This is a genomic window from Rhodoferax sp. GW822-FHT02A01, from assembly GCF_038784515.1.
GTDB lineage: Bacteria > Pseudomonadota > Gammaproteobacteria > Burkholderiales > Burkholderiaceae_C > Allorhodoferax.
Genome location: NZ_CP152376.1, coordinates 1686542 through 1704710 on the forward strand (window position 1 = coordinate 1686542; position 18169 = coordinate 1704710).

Below are 18169 nucleotides of genomic sequence, written 5' to 3' on the forward strand. Positions count from 1 at the left end.
GATTCAGTTCCAGCCGCCGCCCATCGCCTTGAACAGGCGTACATGGTCTGCGCTGATGGTTGCCTGCGTACTGGCAACACTGTCCTGCGCGGTCAGCAGCGTGCGCTGGGTCTGGAGCACGGTTTGAAAGTCGATCAGGCCGCTGGCATAGCGCTGCCGGGCCAGCAGGTCGGCATTGGCCGCAGCGGTTGCCGCAGCCTGCAATCTTTGCAACTGGCTCTGATCACCCGAGAGTGCAACCAGCGCATCTTCCACGTTCTGCAGCGCGGTCAATACAGTTGATTCGTAATTCACGCGGGCCTGCTCCAGCACCGCTTCCTGCACCCGCACCTGCGCGCGCGCCGCGCCGCCGTCCAGCAGCGGAGCGGTCACGCTGGCAAGCAAGGAACTGACAGCTGGTGCACCGTTGAAGGCGCTGAGGGACAGGGCGCTCAGACCCAGGGATCCGCTCAGGTTGAAGCTGGGGTACCGTGCGGCGTCTGCCGCCGACAGCCGCGACAAGGCTGCGCGTATGCGCGACTCGGCAGCGCGCACATCAGGGCGCTGGCGCAGGGTCTGCGCGGGAATGTCCAGCGCCAGATCGCTTGCTGCCAGCGGTATGGGTTGTGGTGTGGAGACCAGGGCCTGCAAGGCATTGGGGGATTGGCCGGTGAGCACGGCCAGGCTGTGGCTGGACTTGGCGATGCTGGTCTGCAAGGCGGGCACTTGCGCGGCCGTCTGCTCCGTGGAGGTCTGTGCCTGTTCCACCTCCAGGGACGTGACCAAGCCCGCCTGGGCGCGCCATTGGGTGAGTTGCAGGGTCTCCTGCTGGCTGGCCAGGTTGTCGCGAGCGATCTGCAGCTGCGCCTGCTGGCCGCGCAACTGGATATAGGCCAAAGCCACCTCGGCGGCGATGGACACCTGCACATCCGCCAGCGAGGCCTGGGATGCCTGGGCGTCGAACTCGGTCGCATTCAGGGTGTGGTTCAGCTTGCCAAAGACATCCAGCTCCCAGCTGGCATCCAGGCCGACGTTGTAGGTGTTGACCGCATCGGCACTGCCGGTCTGGCTGCGCTGCACACTGGCAGATGCATTGAGGCTGGGCGCGTTGTTGCCCTGCTGCACGTCACGCAGCGCGCGGGACTGCCGCAACGTGGCCTGTGCCACGCGCACATCCGTATTGGATTTCAGGCTTTGCGTCACCAGGTCGCCCAGCATGGGATCGTTGAACCGGTTCCACCACCGGGCCAGATCGCTTGGCTGAGCCGATGCGGCAACAGACCATGCAGAGGGAACCGCAATCTCCACCCCGGTATCGGTTACCGCAACGGTAGAGGCACAGCCGCCCAGCCCTGCAGCCATTGCAATCCACAGCGCTGCGCCCATGCGGGTCAAAGGTTCATGGCGACTGCCGGGTGAATGAGAGACAAGGCGTTCAATCAAAAGCATGTCCTGAATTCTCCCATTGGGAATGGCGCTATTTTTTCCTGATGGTAAAGACGAAAACCGTGGCGATAGGACCGGTTGTGCAGTGACCATTCCGCGGATGAAAGGCAGATTCGGATGGCTTGTCATATAGTGCATCCACCTGTCAGCTGCGATTAAATACATGTTGTACCGTCATACCTTTGGGCATCACACTTTTTCCTTCGCGGACTTGCGGACCCTGCTGGCATGTGCCAGCCCGCTGCGCTCTGGCGATCAGCTTGCGGGGCTCGCCGCGGCCAATGCGCAGGAGCGCGTGGCCGCACAGATGGCACTGGCGCAAGTTCCCCTGAAGGCGTTTCTGCAGGAGGCCGTGGTGCCGTATGAAGAAGACGCCGTCACCCGCCTGATCCTGGACAGCCACGATGCCGCCGCCTTTGCACCGGTCAGCCATCTCACGGTGGGCGACTTTCGCAACTGGCTGTTGAGTGATGCGGCGGACGCTGCCGCGCTGACCGCATTGGCGCCGGGGCTGACACCCGAGATGGTGGCCGCGGTGAGCAAGATCTGCCGCCTGCAGGACCTGGTGCTGATTGCGCGCAAGTGCCAGGTCGTCACCCGCTTTCGCGGCACCATCGGTTTGCCGGGTCGCCTGTCCACCCGCTTGCAGCCCAACCACCCGACCGATGACGCCAAAGGCATTGCAGCCAGCCTGCTCGATGGCCTGCTGCAAGCCAGCGGCGACGCTGTCATTGGCATCAACCCGGCCACCGACAACGTGCCCCAGGTCACGCGCCTGCTGCACATGCTCGACGAGGTGATTCGCGGCCACGAAATTCCCACCCAGTCCTGTGTGCTGACCCACGTGACCAACACCTTGCAGGCGATGGAGCGCGGAGCGCCGGTGGACCTGGTGTTCCAGTCGATTGGCGGAACCGAAGGCACCAACCGCAGCTTCGGCATAGACCTCAACCTGCTGGCAGAAGCGCGGCATGCCGCGCTCGCCCTGCGGCGCGGTGCGGTGTTTGCCGACGGCATGCGCGGCGACAACGTGATGTACTTCGAGACCGGCCAGGGCAGCGCTCTCTCGGCCAACGCCAACCATGGCTGCGACCAGCAAACCATCGAGGCGCGAGCCTACGCCGTGGCGCGGCACTACCAGCCGCTGCTGGTCAACACCGTGGTGGGTTTCATCGGGCCGGAATATCTGTATGACGGCAAGCAGATCATCCGCGCCGGTCTGGAAGACCACTTTTGCGGCAAGCTGCTGGGCGTGCCCATGGGCTGCGACGTCTGCTACACCAACCACGCCGAGGCCGACTCCGACGACATGGACGCCCTGCTCACCCTGCTGTGCGCGGCGGGCTGCAACTTCATCATGGGCATTCCCGGCTCCGACGACATCATGCTCAACTACCAGAGCACGTCGTTCCACGACGCGCTGGTGATGCGCCAGATCTTGGGCGTGCGCCCGGGTCCCGAATTCGAGGAATGGCTTTTCAAGATGCATATCCTGCAACCGGGCAGCACCCGGTTGACCCAGGCGGTGGCTCCGGGCATGCAGGCCGCCATGTTGGCTTTGACAGGTGCGCAATGAACAACCCCATCCCCTCTTCCACACCCCACGACGCGCTTGCCACGGACGCCGAAGACATGCTGAACCCGTCCCACATCCACCAACCCTGGTCCGCCTTGCGCCAGTTCACCGACGCACGCATCGCACTGGGTCGCGCAGGACAGAGCCTGCCCACCAATGCCCACCTGCAGTTCCAGTGGGCCCATGCACAGGCCCGTGATGCGGTGCATATCCCGCTGGATGTGGCCAGCATCGAGCAGCCTTTGCAGGCCTTGGGAATCGAAACCCTGGCCCTGCACAGCGCCGCGCCAGACCGGCGCAGCTACCTGCAAAGGCCCGACTGGGGCCGCAAGCTGGACGAGGCATCAGGCGCCACGCTGCAGCGCTGGCGCGCGCAGCATGCCGATGGCGCCCAGCCCGATGTCTGCATCGTGGTGGCCGACGGGCTGTCGCCATTGGCCATCCACAGCAATGCGCTGGCCTTCATACAGCTGCTGCTGGAGCGGCTGCGGAACGACACACCCACCTGGCAGGTGGCACCGGTGTGCGTGGTGCAGCAGGGGCGCGTGGCGGTGGGTGACGACATCGGCGAGCGGCTGGCCGCCAAGCTGGTCATCGTGCTCATCGGTGAGCGCCCGGGCCTGAGCTCACCGGACAGCCTGGGGATCTACATGACCTGGGCTCCGCGTGTGGGCTGCACCGATGCGCAGCGCAACTGCATCTCCAATGTGCGCAGCGCTGGTCTGGCGTTGAAAGACGCCGCCTACAAATTGCACGGGCTGATGCGCCAGGCGCGTACCTTGCAGTTGACCGGTGTGGGGTTGAAGGACGATGCGCCTTCTTTCATTGCCGAGTAACCACCATGTCTACCCATCCCATCCTCAACATCCAGCCTCTGTCGTTTCCCTGGCAGACCATAGACCCCTTCCTGTTCTGCGTGCATCACAACGATGCCTATCCCGCAGGCAATGCAACGATGGGCCCGCAAGCCTCGCTGGCGGGCCGCAACATCGGTCAGGACTTTTCCGGCAAGGACGGCTGGAGCATGTACCACGGGGAAGGTGTGCCCGGCTTTCCCGCTCACCCGCACCGCGGCTTCGAGACCGTCACCATCGTGCGCAAGGGCCGTATCGACCATTCAGACTCCGCCGGTGCCACCGCGCGCTTTGGCGATGGCGACGTGCAGTGGCTTACCGCAGGCAAGGGAATAGTCCACTGCGAAATGTTTCCCCTGCTGCACCAGGACGCACCCAACCCCACCGAGCTGTTCCAGATCTGGCTCAACCTGCCAGCCAAAAGCAAGATGGCCGAGCCGCACTTCACCATGTTCTGGAACGAAGACATTCCCCAGCAGGAGTTCCGTGATGCGCAGGGCGCGCTGACCCGTGTGGCCAGCATTGCCGGTGCGCTGACACCGGTCCCTTGTCTGCCGCCACCACCGGATTCGTGGGCGGCCCAGGCGGATGCCGATGTGGCCATACTCACCATCAAGATGGCACCCGGTGCACGCTGGACCTTGCCCGCAGCGCAAAGTGCGCGAACACAGCGGCAGCTGTACTTCTTTGAAGGTGGTCATCTGAGCATTGCAGGGCAGGCCATCCCGCCCGCCTCTGCCATCACGGTGGCGGGTGACCAGGCCGTGGAGCTGGTCAATGGTGCACAGGAGTCCGAGCTGCTGCTGTTGCAGGGCCGGCCCATCGGTGAGCCGGTGGCGCAGTACGGCCCCTTTGTCATGAACACACAGGCCGAAATCCAGCAGGCCTTTGTCGACTATCGCAGGACGCAGTTTGGTGGCTGGCCCTGGGGTGCCGCTGACCCGGTGCATCCCCGCACCAAGGGGCGCTTTGCAATACACACCGATGGCAAGCTGGAAGAGCGTTAAGGAAAGAACACCACACATGACACGACTGAGCGCCAAGAATTTTCAGCCCGAGGTTCTGCAACTGTTTGATCGCTATGTGCATGGCGACATCAGCCGCCGCGGCTTTCTGGACAAGGCCGCCAGGATTGCCGGCTCGGCCACTGCAGCCGCCGGACTGCTGGCGGCACTGAGTCCGCAGTTTGCACAGGCGCAGCAGGTATCGCCACGCGATCCCCGCCTGGAGACCAGCTACCAGACCATTGCATCACCCCAGGGAAACGGCAGCATCAAGGGCTATCTGGTCAAGCCCGCCGGTGTCAGCGCCAAGTTGCCGGCCATTCTGGTGGTCCACGAAAACCGCGGACTCAATCCGCATATCGAGGACATTGCACGCAGGCTGGCGCTGGACGGTTTTCTGGTCTTTGCACCCGATGCGCTGACAAGCCTGGGTGGCTACCCGGGCGATGAGGACAAGGCGCGCGACCTGTTTGCCAAGCTCGATGGCGGCAAGAACCTGCAGGACTTCCTGGCCTGTGCCAACGCCCTGTTGACCATGCCCCAGAGCAATGGAAAGGTCGGCGCGGTGGGCTTTTGTTATGGCGGCGGTGTGGTCAATGCCTTGGCCACACGCATGCCCGAACTGCTTGCAGCGGTACCCTTCTATGGAGCGCAACCGCCCGCCCAGGATGTGCCAAAGATCCATGCCACGCTGCTGATCCACTACGCCGGTGCCGATGACCGCGTCAACGCCGGCTGGCCTGCCTACGAGGCCGCACTCAAGGCGGCGGGCAAGCCGTATGAGGCGTACATCTATCCCGGCGTGCAGCATGGTTTCAACAACGACACCACGCCGCGCTTCGACCCCGAGGCGGCGGCGCTGGCATGGCAGCGCACAGTGGCACTGTTCAAGACGACACTGGTTGCCAAGCCCGCGTAGATGATCCGCCTGCGCGGCGGCTATGTCGAAAGGAAAGCCTTTTGCGCCTGCAGTCCCCTGTCCAGATCGTGCAGCGAAATGGCGCGTGAGTAGTGCCAGCCCTGGGCCATCTGCACACCGCGTGCGCGCAGGTAGTCCGCCTGCTCCTGGGTTTCAACGCCTTCGGCCACCATTCGCAGCTTCAGTGACTTGGCCATCTCGATGATGTGCGGCACTACTTCGGCCGTGACAGCGCCGGTGCCAATGGTGGCCACAAAGGACTTGTCGATTTTCAACCCGTCCACATTCAGGGTTGCCAGATACGAGAGGCTGCTGTAGCCGGTACCGAAGTCGTCGATGGAAATGGGGTGCCCCATCTCACGCAGCCGGGCAATTCCTTTCTGGGCCGCCTGGGTATCGATGAACGTGCGCTCGGTGGCTTCAATGCGCAGGGCCGAGGGTGCAATGCCCATGGATCGCGTTGCGTGGGCCAGTTGCTGCGACAACACGTCCTGTTGCAAGTCGGAGGACGAGGCGTTGATGGAAATGAAGAATCCGGGATGCGCGTTCAGAAAGAGGGCAGCATCCTTCTGGATCGTGCGGATCACCTTGCGGGTGATCAGTCCGATCAGTCCATTCTTTTCGGCAATCTCAATGAAGACATCCGGGCTGACAAATTCGCCGTCCGGTCTTCTCCAGCGCAGGAGCGCTTCGGCTCCTTGCCATTGACCACTGGCCAAGTCGACGATGGGCTGATAGACCAGAAACAGCTCACGGTCCCGCAGAAGTGCATTTTTCAGCTGGGCCGAAATGCCCAGCTGCTGCTTGGTCACCACGTAAACCAGGAACCCCAGCACCAACCCGGCCAGCACGCCGATGGGGATCAGCAACTCGGCCAGGCGCCGACCTTCGGCCTGGACCCGGACCTCCGGGATTGCGGCGTAGGTGAAGTAGTTGTAGCGGGTGGAGCGCTTCAGTCCCACCACATACTCGCCATCGAAGAAGGTCACCGCGTATTGGTTGCCCAGTCGCTTGGCCCAGGCCTCCTTCCACGGACCCGATTGGGATATGGGCTTGAGGTTTGCCAGGCCAATCAGGCCAGCGCCTTCGGTACTGTCTTCGTCCACCACGTCCAGGGCGTTGTCCGTGTGGACGATGGCGGTGAACCCGCTCCTGGCCGAAGAGCTGATACGGTACAGGCTTTTGTCGTCGTATGGCAGCTTGCGGGCCGAGCGCACCACCAGTCCGTTGGAGCTGGTGTAGTCGGCCTTGCCCACGTCGATGCCACCGCCCTCATGCCTTCCAAGGGATGAGCACAGCATGCGGTCACCGCTGACGTAGCCCACGGCCTGCAGGCGACTTTCCCGCATCACCAACCTGCGCATGAGATCCATGGCTTCCAGGGAGCAGGGCGAGCGGAATTGTTGTGCTTCGAGCGCGTGGATGGTCTCGAAGACCTGGCCGGTGATCAGTTCATTGCGCTGCAGTGACCGGTCGGCCAGCTGCGCAGCCTGCTCCTGCGAGCGGCTGAGTGACACCGTCCTGGTGAAGTTGATGGCGATGTAGATCGGGGCCGTAATGACAGCAGCCGCCATGGCATACGCAACATAGAGAGCGGCAATTCGCTTCATGGCAGGCTTCCAACTGTTTATTTTTTGGGTTCGGGCGTCACTTGTGCAACGACGATACGTCCGGCTTGCTGGAATGACAACCGGCACAAGTCCCGATATGCGTTTTGGAATGGCTTTTGAGTGAAATTGCTATGACAAAATGGTCCGCTAGGCAATTGAGGTGACCCGGCACTGCGGGTTCTGAATCAACAACGATTGGAAAGGGGAGCCAATGGCAATGGACAGCCGTGCTGATGGAGTGAAGGCGTCGGGCTTTGGGCCTCTGAAATCGGCACTGTTCTTTGTTGTCCTGGCGGCCCTGGGATACCTTGCCCTCTGGGGGGAGTTCAGCGGAATGGACTTCATCATCCCGCAGTACCTCATCCTGCATACCGTCATGGAGATGGCTGCCATCGTGGTGGCCATGCTGGGCGCGGGCATTGTCTGGAATGCCTATGCGTCGGAAAGGCCGGGGCATCTGGTGCTGCTGGGCGTGCTGCTGTTTGGTACCGGGCTGCTGGACTTTGCGCACATGCTCTCCGTTCCTGGCATGCCGTACATGATTACCCCGGCTGAAGTCCAGAAGTCCATCACCTTCTGGCTGGCCGCCAGAACCTTGCCGGCGATTGGGCTGTGCATCACCGCCGTGGGTTCCAGGGAACCGCTGAAGGATGCCCGCAGCCGGTTTGCCATGGCCGCAGGTGTGCTGCTGTTCGTGGGGCTGGTTTATTGGGCAGCGCTGTTTCACATGGAATGGGTGCCCAGCTTCTATGTGCCATTGCAGGGCCTGACGGTCTACAAGGTCGGATACGAATACGTCCTGGTGGCGATGTATGGATTTGCCGCCTTGTGGATGCTGCGCAGGCTGTTGCGTGAGTACCGGCGCACCCTGGCGCATCTGTTCGTGGCATCTGCCATTGCGGCGATATCGGAGCTGTGCTTCACCCTGTATCGCTCACATGGCGACCTGTTCAACCTGGTTGGGCACTTCTACAAGATTGTTTGCTATGTGTTCATCTTCCGCGCCGTCTTTGCCTCCAGCGTGCGCCAGCCCTTTGAGTCCTTGCATGCGGCGCTCGACAATGAAAAGCGACTGGCTGAGCAGAACCGGTCTGTCGTGCGGACGTTGGACTTGCTCGAGGAAGCGGTGCTGGAGCTCGACGGACAGTGCCGCCTGATCAACTCCAATGCCGGATGGCGGGCCATCGCTGGAGACGACGCAGTGCGGGACACGCATCTGCTCACCCATGTGCACCCCGATGACCGCTCAGGGTTCGAGCTGCAATTCAACGCGCTGGTGACGGGTGTCAAGGACGAGGTGCATGGTCGCTTCCGGTTCGGTTCCGCTGAGCGGACCGACAAGTGGTTCGAATGCCGCTTCGTCGCGGAACGCAATGCGTTCAGCGGCACCACGTCTGTGCGTGGCGTGATGCATGACATTACCAAGGTCTATCTGCAGGAGCGCCACATCCATCACATGGCGCTGCACGATGCGCTGACCGGTCTGCCCAACCGCGTGCTGCTGGAAGACCGCATCCAGCAGGCCATCCAGCACGCAAACCGTTCGGCGCGGCGTATTGCGGTGTGCTTTGTGGACCTGGACCATTTCAAGGACATCAATGACGCCTATGGTCACAAGGTGGGAGACGAGCTGCTGCTGGCTATTGCACACCGGTTACGTGACTGCCTGCGCGAGGGGGACACGCTGGCACGCTGGGGCGGAGACGAGTTTGTGGCATTGCTGCACAACCTGAGTGAGCCTGGATCGGAACGGCAGGTTGCGCAGAAGATGATTGCCGTGGCGCGCGAGCCGCTGGAGATTGCGGGTATCGCAGTGAGCAGCGCCTTCAGCATGGGCATTGCGGTCTATCCGGATGACGAACCTTCGGGCGATATCGACGCCTTGTTGGCACAGGCGGACCGTGCCATGTTCTACGCAAAGTCACAGGGGCGCAACAACTTCCAGTTCTACTCGGAAGTGGCCGGCAAGGGAACCGGAAAAAAGGATCTGTACGTCCAGGCCAAGCTGGCACGTGCCATCCATGCCGGCACCATCACCGCGTGGTTCCAGCCCTTGGTCAATGCGCGTTCGGTGCTCGAGGGCCAGCCTCGCATGGAGGGCGTGGAAGTGCTGGCGCGTTGGCACGATGAAGAACTGGGCTGGGTTGCGCCGGGCAGCTTCATCACCATGGCAGAAAACCTGGGGTTGATCGGAGACCTCAGCACGCAGGTCCGACGCACCGGCTTTGCGGCTTTGCGCGAGTGGCAGCAGGAGCTGCCGGATCTGAAGATGTCCATCAACATCTCCAAGCGGCAGCTGTTCTCGGTGGACTTCATCTCCGATCTGCTTGCCGATGTGCAGACTTACGGACTGCAGCCGCGCGACATCCAGCTGGAGATCACGGAGTCTGTCGCATTGGCTGATGTCACCTACGCGGACGAGCGCTTGCGCTCTCTTGCTGCAGCAGGGTTCAGCTTATCGATTGATGACTTCGGCACCGGCTATGCGTCGCTGTCGCAATTGCACGACCTGCCCATTGGTGAATTGAAGATCGACATTTCCTTTGTGCGCCGTCTGCATACCGAGGACGGCTACCGCATGGTGCAGGGCATTCTGGGCCTGGCCAAGGCACTTCGACTGAGCACGGTGGCCGAAGGTGTGGAGGACGCAGACACGGCGCGCTTATTGGGCGAGATGGGTGTGGATCTGCTCCAGGGCTATTTCTTTGCCCGCCCCTGCTCGCGGGAAGACTTTGTGGCGCTGCCTCTCTTTGCCGGTGTTCATTGAGGTGCTCGCATAAGTTGCTGTGCTATTGCGGGCATTGGTGAATGCAATTGGCGTTCATCCGCAAGCCCACCTACACTGAACTTCGCTTTTATCGCAACCGGAGTCCAGCATGTCAAAAGAAGCCCAATGTCCTTTTCCACACGCTGCCCAAAAGACAGCCACAGCCGCTGCGCCATCCAACGCTGACTGGTGGCCTCATCAGATCAAGCTTGGAATCCTGCATCAGCATGCGGCAGAGTCCAACCCCATGGGGGCAGACTTCGATTACGCGCAGGAGTTCAAGAGCCTGGACTTGCATGCCGTGGTCAAGGACCTGCATGCGTTGATGGTGGATTCGCAGGACTGGTGGCCTGCGGACTGGGGTCACTACGGCGGCCTCATGATCCGCATGGCCTGGCACTCTGCCGGCACCTACCGCGTGGGCGACGGCCGTGGCGGTGCGGGCAGTGGCAACCAACGCTTTGCTCCGCTCAATAGCTGGCCCGACAACGGCAACCTCGACAAGGCGCGTCGCCTGCTCTGGCCCATCAAGCAGAAGTACGGGCGCAAGCTCTCCTGGGCCGACCTCATCATCCTGGCCGGCAACGTGGCGCTGGAATCCATGGGCTTCAAGACCTTCGGCTTTGCCGGTGGCCGCGTCGACATCTGGGAGCCTGAGCAGGACGTCTACTGGGGTTCGGAGAAAGCCTGGCTAGCCACCAGCGACAAGGAAAACAGCCGCTACAGCGGGGACCGCAATCTGGAGAATCCATTGGCCGCGGTGCAGATGGGTCTCATCTATGTGAACCCCGAGGGCCCCGATGGAAAGCCCGATCCGGTGGCATCCGGCCGCGACGTGCGTGAGACCTTTGCCCGCATGGCCATGAACGATGAGGAAACGGTGGCCCTGGTGGCCGGCGGCCATACCTTCGGCAAGGCCCACGGCGCCGGTGACCCGGCTCTGGTCGGCCCCGAACCTGAAGGCGCCCCTATCGAGGAACAAGGCCTGGGCTGGATCAATAAGTTTGGCACTGGCAAAGGTGTGCACACCACCACCAGCGGTATCGAGGGCGCCTGGAAGCCCAACCCCACGACCTGGGACAACGGCTACTTCGATATGCTGTTCGGTTACGAATGGGAGCTGACCAAGAGCCCTGCCGGCGCCCACCAGTGGGTCGCCCGCAACGTCAAGCCGGAGCACATGATTCCCGACGCGCACGACGCCAGCAAGAAGCACCCGCCCATGATGACCACGGCTGACATGTCGCTGCGCATGGACCCGGTGTACGAGAAGATTTCGCGTCGCTTTCACCAGGACCCCGCAGCGTTTGCCGATGCCTTTGCCCGCGCCTGGTTCAAGCTCACCCACAGGGACATGGGGCCGCGCGCCCGCTATCTGGGTCCTCTGGTTCCCCAGGAAGAACTGATCTGGCAGGACCCCATTCCGGCAGTCAACCACGCGCTGGTGAATGAACAGGATGTTGCTGGACTCAAGGCCCAGGTGCTGGCCAGCGGCCTTACCGTTGCCCAATTGGTCGCTACCGCATGGGCATCGGCCTCTACGTTCCGCGGCAGTGACAAGCGTGGTGGAGCCAATGGCGCCCGCATCCGCCTGGCGCCGCAGAAAGATTGGGCCGTCAACCAATCCGCAGAGTTGCAAGAAGTGCTGCGCAAGCTCGAAGGCATTCAGCAGCAGTTCAACAGCGCGCAGTCCGGCGGCAAGCAGATCTCGCTGGCGGACCTCATCGTGCTGGCGGGCAATGCGGCCGTAGAGGCCGCAGCCAGCGCCGCCGGTCAGACTGTGACGGTACCGTTTGCACCGGGTCGTATGGACGCCAGTCAGGCACAGACCGATGTGGAATCTTTTGCCGTGCTGGAGCCGCAGGCAGATGGATTTCGCAACTACACGCGTGCCGGTCTGGAAGATGCGGCCGCCGAGTTGCTGCTGGACAAGGCCCAACAGCTCACGCTGACGGCGCCGGAGATGACGGTGTTGGTAGGCGGCCTGCGCGTCCTGGGCGCCAACGCAGGTCACACCCCGCACGGTGTGTTCACCTCCCGGGCCGGAGCACTGCACAACGACTTTTTCGTGAACCTGCTCGACATGCGCACCAAGTGGAGCAGGTCGTCTACTGCGGGCGTGTTTGAAGGGCGTGATCGCAGCACAGGGGTGGTGAGGTGGACCGGAACGGTGGCCGATCTGGTCTTTGGCTCCAATGCCCAACTGCGCGCGCTGGCCGAGGTCTACGCCGCCAGCGATGCAGAGCAGAAGTTCGTGCACGACTTCGTGGCCGCCTGGACCAAGGTCATGAGTCTGGATCGCTTCGACCTCGCCTGAATGCCGCAGCCTGGCCGCCGCGCTTCAGTAGTGCGGCGGCGTGATCACCCACAGTACCTGGGTCGTGTCCTTGCCATGGTTGGCACAGCGGTGCACCTCGGTGCTTTTGAAGGAGAAACTGTCGCCCGCGTTCAGCGTGAAGTGCCGGCCCGATACCCACAGCTCCAGCGTGCCAGCCAACACCAGTCCGGCCTCGGCGCCATCGTGGCTGTAGTCCTCGCTGTCGGCACCGGGGGCGATGGAGCTGATCAGCAATTCCAGAGGTCCGCTCAGGTTGGGTGACAGCAGCTCTTCAGTGATGCCCAGGCCGGTGAACGACATACGGCGCCGGTTGTTGGCGCGCACCACGATATCGCGTTCGGCGGCCACACCATCGTTGCTTTGCTGGAAGAACCAGTTCATGTGCACACCCAGCACATCGCTGATCTTCTTGAGCACGCCTATGGGCAGACGCGAATGGTTGCGCTCCAACTGGCTCAGGTAACCCACCGAAATGCCCGCGGCCTGCGACACCTCCTTGAGCGTCAGATTGCGTGCCTTGCGCAGGTCGCGCAGCTGTTCGCCAATCGACGCCTCCGGGTCGAATGCAGACGGCTGCGCATCGTCAGTCGCAGGGTCGTCGGGATGGGGCAGGCGGGCTGCTTGAATGGCCATGGCGTGATGTTAGCCCCGAATGCGCGCACCCTTGGGGTCGTAGAAGGCGGTAAGCGTTGCCTCGGCAGCAAAGCGCTCGCCCGCCACCTCGATCTCGTAGCGTCCTTGCAGTGGTGCAGCGGCTTGGGTCGCGTCACCGAACTCCACGTAGCCCATGCCCAGCGACTTGCCGATCGCGTGGCCGAACATACCCGAGGTGATGCGCCCCACGATCACGCCATCGCGCAGAATGGGTTCGTTGTGGTAGAGCAGTGGTGTAGTGTCTTGCAGTGCGAACTGCAGCAGCCTGCGCGTCACGCCACGGGCCTTCTGCGCCAGCAAAGCCTCCTTGCCGATGAAGCCATCGGGCTTGTTCCAGGCCACAGCAAAGCCCAGGCCAGCCTGCAGCGGTGTGTCCTCGTCGCTGATGTCGTGACCCCAGTGGCGGTAGCCCTTTTCCATGCGCAGGGAGTTGAGCGCGTGGTAGCCCGCGAGCTTGAGTCCATAGGCCTTGCCCGCTTCCATCAGCACGTCGAACACACCCGCTGCACATTCGGTGGGGATGTACAGCTCCCAGCCCAGTTCGCCCACATAGGTGATGCGGCTGGCGCGCACCCGCGTATAGCCCAGGTCGATGATTTGCGAGGTGCCGAAGGGGAAGGCGGCGTCCGACATGTCGGCGGGTGTCAGACTGGCCAGCAGCTCACGCGAACGCGGCCCCATGAGGCTGAGCACCGCCATGCTGGACGTCACATCCACCGCCGTGGCCCGCGCGTCGGCTGGGATGTTGCGCCGCAGCCAGGTGAAGTCGCGCGTCTGCGTGGCCGCAGCCGTCACCACCAGGAAGCGGTCGGGCGCCTCGCGGGTGATGGTGAGGTCGGCTTCTATGCCGCCACGCTGGTTCAGCCACTGGGTATAGACAATCTTGCCCACCGGCACGGCTACGTCGTTGGCGCTGATCTGGTTGAGCACGCGTTCGGCATCCGGCCCCTGCACCACGAACTTGGCAAACGAGGACTGGTCGAACAGGCCCACGCCCTGGCGCACCGCTATGTGCTCGGCGGCGCTGTGTTCAAACCAGTTCTGGCGGCCGTAGCTGTAGACGTACTGCGGCTGCACGCCTTCGGGTGCAAACCAGTTGGCGCGCTCCCAGCCCGCGGTTTCGCCAAAGCAGGCGCCCTGCGCGGCCAGGCGGTCGTGCAGCATGGATTTGCGCACGCCGCGCGCCGTCTCAGGTTGGCGGAAGGGCCAGTGCATGGCGTAGAGCAGGCCCAGCGTTTCCACCGTACGATCCCGTAGGTACTGCTTGTTGCGCTGGAACGGCATGCAGCGGCGGATGTCCACATCCCACAGGTCCATGGGCGGGTGGCCGTCCACGATCCAGTCGGCCAGCACCTTGCCGGCACCACCGGCAGACTGGATGCCGATGGAGTTGAAGCCCGCCGCCACAAACAGGTTGCGCACCTCGGGTGTCTCGCCCAGCAGGTAGCGGTCATCGGGGGTAAAGCTCTCGGGCCCGTTGAAGAACAGGTTGATGCCGGTGTGCTCCAGTTGCGGTACACGGTGCATGGCCGCAGCCAGCAGCGGCTCGATGTGCTCCAGGTCGTCAGGCAGCTGGTCGAAGCAGAACGACTTCGGAATGCCCTGCATGCCCCAGGGCTTGGCCACGGGTTCGAACCAGCCCACCAGCAGCTTGCCCGCGTCTTCCTTGAAGTAGGCGCAGCCGTCGGGGTCGCGCAGCACCGGCAGGTCGGCATGCAGCCCAGCCATGGGTTCGGTGACGATGTAGAAGTGCTCGGCTGCATGCAGCGGCACCGTGGTACCGGTCTGGGCGCCCAATTCGTGCGCCCACATGCCGCCGCAGTTGACAACATAGTCGGCGCGAATCTCGCCGCGCGCCGTGCGCACGCCCACGGCGCGGCCGTTCTCGACCAGGATCTTCTCTACGGCCGTGTCTTCAAAGATGCGCGCACCCCGGCTCTTGGCACCCTTGGCCAGCGCCTGCGTGGTGTCAATCGGGTTGGTGCGCCCGTCCTTGGGCAGGAACACGCCGCCCACCACATCACCGCCGTGCATACCGGGCCACAGAGCCAGTACTTCCGATGGTGTGAGCGTCTGCACCTCCAGGCCGAAGCACTTGGCCATGGAGGCGCCGCGGCGCAGTTCCTCGAAGCGCTCGGCATGGGTGGCAATGGCCAGCGAGCCGGTCTGACGAAAGCCCGTGGCCTGCCCGGTCTCCTGTTCCAGCGAGGCATACAACCCGGTGGTGTACTGCGCCAGGCGCGTCATGTTGTGGGTGGCGCGCAGCTGACCCACCAGGCCGGCGGCGTGCCAGGTAGTGCCGCAGGTCAGCTGGCGGCGCTCCAGCAGCACTACGTCTTTGCAGCCGCGCAGGGTCAGGTGGTAGGCCAGGCTGACGCCCACCACGCCGCCGCCCACGATGACCACATTCGCTTGGTTTGGCAGTTCCATAAGGCCTCCGGAAAGTTAAAGTTTGGCAGAAATTTTTTCTACCGTGAAATTTCGTGACAAATTTTCACGAAGGCTACTACAATTTGCCAAGACCAACAATGGCGAGAAAAGTCCAGGGCCATTGCCATAGAGATTCTTGCGAAGAACCATGGAGACAAGCATGACAGAGCACGTGCGGGTAGTGGTGATCGGTGGTGGCGTAGTGGGCTGCAGTTGCCTCTACCACCTGGCCAAGCTGGGGCTCAAAGATGCCTTGCTGCTCGAGCGCGACGAGCTCACTTCCGGCTCCACCTGGCATGCCGCCGGCAACCTGCCCACCTTCTCCACCAGCTGGAGCATCCTCAAGCTGCAGAAGTACTCGGCAGCGCTGTACCGCGAGCTGGCATCCAACCCCGCAGACCCGATCAACTACCACCTCACCGGCTCGGTGCGGCTGGCCCACGGGCGCAACCGCATGGACGAGTTCCGCCACGTGCAGAGCATGGCCCGGGCAAACGGGCTGGAGTATGAAATCCTCTCGCCCACGGAGCTTAAAGAACGCTACCCGCTCATCGAAACCCACGACCTGCAAGGCGCGCTGTGGGACCCGCTGGACGGCGACATCGACCCCTCGCAGCTCACCCAGGCGCTGGCGCGTGAGGCCCGTACGCTGGGCGCCACCATACGCCGCCATACGCGGGTGACGGCGCTTCGGCAAAAGCCTGGTGGCGAGTGGGTGGTGACCACCGACAAGGGCGAGATCACGGCCGAAATCGTGGTCAATGCCGCGGGCTACCGCGCGGGTGAAGTGATGGCCATGGTGGGGCGGCATCTGCCGATTGCGGTGATGTCGCACCAGTACCTGGTGACCGAAGACGCAGAGGAGCTGCTGGAACGCGGCGCCGCGCGCCTGCCCCTGCTGCGCGACCCGGACACCTCCTACTACCTGCGCCAGGAGCGCAACGGCTTCATCCTCGGCCCCTATGAATGGAAGGCCACGCCGATGTGGCTGGACGGCATGCCCGACGACTTTGCCAACCAGCTCTGGAATGACGACTTCGAGCGCCTGGAGTCCTACATCGAGGACGCCATGGCCCGCGTGCCGGCGTTGGCGCGTGCGGGCATCAAGCGCGGCGTGAACGGGCCCATCCCCTACTCGCCCGACGGCAACCCCTACATCGGCCCGGAGCCGGGCCTGCGCAACTTCTTCCACTGCAATACCTTCAGCTTCGGTATCACCCAGGGCGGTGGCGCTGGCAAGGCGCTGGCGGAGTGGGTGGTGCACGGCCAGCCCGAGTGGGACCTGTGGTCGCTGGACCGGCGCCGCTACGGCGACTACGCCACCACGGCCTACACCGTGGCCAAGGCGGTGGAGGTCTACCAGAACGAATACGCCAGCTCCTTCCCTTACGAGGAGCGCCTGGCCGGCCGGCCGCTGCGCACCTCGCCTACCTATGACACGCTCAAGGCCAAGGGCGCGCGCTTTGGTGCGCGGGGCGGCTGGGAACGGGCGGTGTACTTCGACCTGCGTGGCGGACTCCCGGCAGAGGAGGTGCTGTCCTTCCGGCGCGAGAGCATCTGGCATGGCGTGGTGGCCGAGGAAGTGGCCGCCGTGCGTGAGCGTGTGGGCGTGCTGGACCTGCCGGGCTTCACCAAATACGAGCTCCAAGGGCCGGGCGCCGCCGCGCACCTGGACCGCCTGACTTGCTCGCGTCTGCCGTCGCTGGGCCGCGTGTCGCTGGCCTATGCGCTCACGTCCGGCGGCAAGCTGTGGAGTGAGTTCACCGTAACCCGCGTGGCCGAAGACCACTTCTACATCATCAGCGCGGCCATTGCCGCCACGCATGACATGGACCTGCTCCGCCAGGGGCTGGACGCAGGCAGTACCGTGAGCGTGCGCGATGTGTCTTCCGAGCGCGGCACGCTCATCATTGCCGGGCCGCGCAGCCGTGAGCTACTCACACACATCACCACGGCAGACCTGTCCAACGCGGCCTTCCCCTGGCTGTCGGCGCGCACCGTCGACACGGTGGTCGGCCCGGTGTTTGCCATGCGGGTGAATTACGTGGGCGAGCTGGGTTGGGAGCTGCATGCGCCGGTGGTGCAGATGCAGGCGCTGTACGACGCGGTGTGGCAGGCAGGCCAGGCCTATGGCCTGCGCGATTTCGGGCTCTATGCCATGGACAGCCTGCGCGTGGACAAGTGCTACCGCGGCTGGAAGAGCGACCTGGAGAGCGGCTACACACCGCTGGAAGCTTCGCTGGACCGCTTTGTGGACCTGGGCAAGCCCGACTTCGTAGGCCGTGAGGCGCTGCTGGCCGAGCATGCGCGCGGCCCGGCCTACCGCTTCGTGCCGTTGATCTTCGACGAGGACGGCGACGCCGAGGCGCCCTACTGCTCCCAGGTGTTCCACGGCAAGGACAACGTGGGCCTGACCACCTCGGGCGTGTGGAGCCACACCCTGCAGAAGAGCGTGGCGCTGGCCTATATCCGTACGCCTCTGGCACAGCCCGGCACCCGGGTCCAGGTGGAAGTGCTGGGGCAACTGCGCGCGGCCAAGGTGCATGCCGAGCCGCTGTACGACCCCCGCAACGCGCGGCTGCGCGCCTGAAG

11 protein-coding genes are annotated in these 18169 nt (G+C 63.5%); 7 read left to right on the forward strand and 4 right to left on the reverse strand.

The window, feature by feature from the left end; all coding sequences use genetic code 11:
* Positions 1-3: 3 nt before the first annotated feature.
* Positions 4-1428 (reverse strand): efflux transporter outer membrane subunit, encoded by a 1425-nt coding sequence (locus AAGF34_RS08020; RefSeq protein WP_342620091.1) that lies wholly within the window; start codon positions 1426-1428, stop codon positions 4-6.
* 160 nt (positions 1429-1588) lie between these two features.
* Here AAGF34_RS08020 and AAGF34_RS08025 point away from each other — a divergent pair, with 160 nt between their 5' ends.
* The 4 genes from AAGF34_RS08025 to AAGF34_RS08040 are packed head-to-tail and all read left to right on the forward strand — an operon-like array spanning position 1589 to position 5778.
* Positions 1589-3001, forward strand: a complete 1413-nt coding sequence (locus AAGF34_RS08025; protein ID WP_342620092.1) for an ethanolamine ammonia-lyase subunit EutB — start codon at positions 1589-1591, stop codon at positions 2999-3001.
* Positions 2998-3837, forward strand: coding sequence for an ethanolamine ammonia-lyase subunit EutC (gene eutC / locus AAGF34_RS08030; RefSeq protein ID WP_342620093.1), 840 nt, complete (start codon positions 2998-3000; stop codon positions 3835-3837). Before AAGF34_RS08025 ends, eutC begins: the two co-directional genes overlap by 4 nt.
* A 5-nt stretch (positions 3838-3842) precedes the next feature.
* Positions 3843-4862, forward strand: a complete 1020-nt coding sequence (locus AAGF34_RS08035) for a pirin family protein (protein WP_342620094.1) — start codon at positions 3843-3845, stop codon at positions 4860-4862.
* A gap of 16 nt (positions 4863-4878) precedes the next feature.
* Entirely contained in the window at positions 4879-5778 is a 900-nt protein-coding gene (locus AAGF34_RS08040) for a dienelactone hydrolase family protein (RefSeq protein WP_342620095.1), read from the forward strand.
* Positions 5779-5798: 20 nt separating this feature from the next.
* On the opposite strand, the gene AAGF34_RS08045 is transcribed toward AAGF34_RS08040, so the two are convergent.
* The gene (locus AAGF34_RS08045) at positions 5799-7388 is read right to left on the reverse strand and encodes an EAL domain-containing protein (protein WP_342620096.1); all 1590 of its coding nucleotides are present in this window, start codon (positions 7386-7388) and stop codon (positions 5799-5801) included.
* 217 nt (positions 7389-7605) lie between these two features.
* Here AAGF34_RS08045 and AAGF34_RS08050 point away from each other — a divergent pair, with 217 nt between their 5' ends.
* Entirely contained in the window at positions 7606-10155 is a 2550-nt protein-coding gene (locus tag AAGF34_RS08050) for an EAL domain-containing protein (RefSeq protein WP_342620097.1), read from the forward strand.
* A 109-nt stretch (positions 10156-10264) separates the two neighbouring features.
* A complete protein-coding gene (katG, locus tag AAGF34_RS08055; protein WP_342620098.1) occupies positions 10265-12472 on the forward strand; it encodes a catalase/peroxidase HPI in 2208 nt (735 codons plus the stop codon).
* Positions 12473-12496: 24 nt separating this feature from the next.
* On the opposite strand, the gene AAGF34_RS08060 is transcribed toward katG, so the two are convergent.
* Positions 12497-13126, reverse strand: coding sequence for an XRE family transcriptional regulator (locus AAGF34_RS08060; protein ID WP_342620099.1), 630 nt, complete (start codon positions 13124-13126; stop codon positions 12497-12499).
* A 9-nt stretch (positions 13127-13135) separates the two neighbouring features.
* Positions 13136-15577, reverse strand: coding sequence for an FAD-dependent oxidoreductase (locus tag AAGF34_RS08065; RefSeq protein WP_342620100.1), 2442 nt, complete (start codon positions 15575-15577; stop codon positions 13136-13138).
* Positions 15578-15737: 160 nt separating this feature from the next.
* Here AAGF34_RS08065 and AAGF34_RS08070 point away from each other — a divergent pair, with 160 nt between their 5' ends.
* Positions 15738-18167, forward strand: a complete 2430-nt coding sequence (locus AAGF34_RS08070) for an FAD-dependent oxidoreductase (RefSeq protein ID WP_342620101.1) — start codon at positions 15738-15740, stop codon at positions 18165-18167.
* Positions 18168-18169 lie beyond the last annotated feature (2 nt).